Here is a 377-nt window from a genome sequence, read left to right as displayed (position 1 = left end):
TCCACATCACTGAAGTTAAAGTCCCCGGCAGAGAAGGTATGGCTGCCATCCTCCGTGATCGTCAGGGTGTCACCGGATGCCGTGGGTGCGTCGTTGACGTTGGCAATCGTGACAGTGAAGGTGCTCTGTGCCGTGGCGCCGGCGGAATCGGTCACGGTGACTTTCAGGGCAATACTGCCCAGATCATCATTCGACGGTGTGCCGCTGAAGGTCCGGGTGCCCGCATTAAAGCTTAACCAGGACGGTAACGGACTGCCGTCACCCAGGGTGGCGCTGTACGTCAGGGTGTCGCCACTGTCCACATCGCTGAAGGTGTTGGCGGGCACCACGAAATTGAACTGGCTATCCTCACTGCCCGACTGGTCAGTAATGGCGGA

General features: G+C 59.2%; 1 protein-coding gene. It reads right to left on the bottom strand.

The features are described 5' to 3' along the window. Positions 1-377 (bottom strand): putative Ig domain-containing protein (locus AC27K1_RS21720; RefSeq protein WP_487152887.1); only part of this gene is annotated, 377 nt, incomplete at both ends.

The organism is Kistimonas ophiarachnellae (genome assembly GCF_057552235.1).
Note: the sequence above shows the minus strand (reverse complement) of the source record. Positions and strands in the feature narration are given on the sequence as shown.